Source organism: Rhizobium sp. AQ_MP (assembly GCF_014237835.1).
GTDB lineage: Bacteria > Pseudomonadota > Alphaproteobacteria > Rhizobiales > Rhizobiaceae > Allorhizobium.
Map to the genome: position 1 here is coordinate 1 of NZ_JACJVI010000046.1, position 2,065 is coordinate 2,065.

Consider the following 2,065-nt stretch of genomic DNA (forward strand, 5'->3'; position numbering starts at 1 on the left):
AGTCCAGACCAAGCCACTGTTTGGGTTGGGTCTTTGCTCAAGGAAAGCCAATGACCAAGACTCTCGCATTCAAACTCCTCAGCGTGAGCGCGACTGCGATCCTGCTGTGCCTCGTCGTCACCTTCGCATTCGTCATCACCCAGGTGCGCGAACGCACTGTCTCCATGACCCTCGAACAGGCCCGTACCGATGCGAGAGCGACGGCTCAAGAAGTTGCGTCGCAGCTCAACAACCTGGCCGGTTCGGTGAAGGTGATGGCTTCCCTGGTCGAGCGCACCGATGTGACGCGCGCCGAGTTGACGGAGATGTTGCCGGCACTCATCGAGAAATTCGATCTGGTTTTTGGCTCCTGGATGCTTGAGGACGTCAATGGTTTCGATGGCTCGACATACGAGCCAGATGCTGCGAGCGGTACGAATGCCAATGGTGAGTTCACCCCCTACTGGACGCGCGGGCAGAATGGTCTCGAACTGATCGTGCCCGAGGTGATCAATCGCGAAGAAGCGTATTTCGCGCTGCCTTCGAGCAAACGTGCCGGGGTGGCGACTGAGCCCTATGTGGAGGAAGAAGCGGGAAACATGCTGATGATGAGCATCGTCTATCCCGTGATCACGAATGAAAAGCTGCGCGGGGTGCTGGGGGTCGATGTTGGGCTTGAAACGCTTGCCGCCTCGCTGAAGGACAAGCGTCCATTCGGCACCGGGCGCATCTATCTCCTGACTGCGAAGGGAAGCTGGCTCACGGCGCCCGAGCAGGCGAGCGTCATGAAGCCTTACGAGTTTGAGGGCAATGCGACGGCCAAAGCTGCCGTCCTCAACGGCGAGACCGTCATTCTCGAGAATGTCATCGGTGTCGATCAGCAGCCCGTCTTCCGTGTCGTGATGCCCTTTGATCTGCCCGGCCTCAATACCCGCTGGATGGTCGTTGAAGACGTTCCGGTGAGCGTTGTCTCCAATGTGGTCAACCAGCAGACGTTGATCCTGGTGGCCGGCGGCCTGGTGATCATGGCCGCGGTCATCGCCTCGCTTCTGATCGCCGTCCGGATGTTCATCCAGACGCCGATCGGCTCCCTGCTGCGCGAAGTCTCGCGGCTGTCTGAGGGCGAATACGAACAGCCTGTCTTTGGACAGGATCGCAAGGATGAGGTCGGGGCTCTCGCAAAGTCGCTCGACCTGTTCAGGCACAAACTCGCGGAGGGGCGCATGATCGGCGAAGTCGCCGAACGGCAACGTCTGGCGGCGGAAGAGCAGCGCAGCCAGACAGAGGCGGAGCGCCTCGGTGTCGCGGAAACCCAGCGCAAGGTGGTGGTCGCGCTCGGCAAGGGCCTGCAACAGCTTGCCGACGGAAACCTGTCCCACCGGATTACCGAACCCTTCCCCGGCTCCTACGAAGAACTGCGGGATCACTACAATTCCGCCGTTCAGAGCCTCGAAGAAACGGTCATCCGGCTCAATGTCACGGTCGACACATTGAACGGTGGCACACGCGAAATCAGCCGCAGCTCCGACCAGCTTTCGAAGCGGACAGAGCAACAGGCAGCAAGCCTTGAGCAAACCACGGCTGCACTGGGCGAAATCGCCGACAAGCTCAACGAAAGCGCTGGCAATGCCCAACTGGCGGCCAGCAAGGTCAAGACGGCCTGCACCGAGGCCGAACGGTCCGGTGATGTGGTCCGCAAGGCGATCGCGGCCATGGAGGGGATCGAGGACAGTTCGGGCAAGGTCAGCCAGATCATTGGCGTGATCGACGAAATTGCCTTCCAGACGAACCTGCTTGCGCTGAATGCCGGGGTCGAGGCCGCGCGTGCCGGTGAAGCGGGCAAGGGTTTTGCGGTTGTCGCCCAGGAGGTTCGCGAACTTGCCCAGCGGTCTGCCCAGGCGGCGCGGGAAATCAAGGCGCTGATCTCGGCGTCAAACGAACAGGTGGGGCAGGGCGTCACACTGGTTGCCGAAACGGGCGGCGCGCTGGATCGTATTGCCGAGCAGGTCAAGGCGATCGACTCCCTGATGCAGCAGATCTCGCGCGCAACCGGCGAACAGGCGTCCGGACTGCGGGAGATCAATAC

1 protein-coding gene is annotated in these 2,065 nt (G+C 61.1%); it reads left to right on the forward strand.

What is annotated here, in order from left to right; all coding sequences use genetic code 11:
- Positions 1-50: 50 nt before the first annotated feature.
- A partial coding sequence (locus H6M51_RS24115) for a methyl-accepting chemotaxis protein (RefSeq protein WP_185812301.1) occupies positions 51-2,065 on the forward strand: 2,015 nt, incomplete at its 3' end.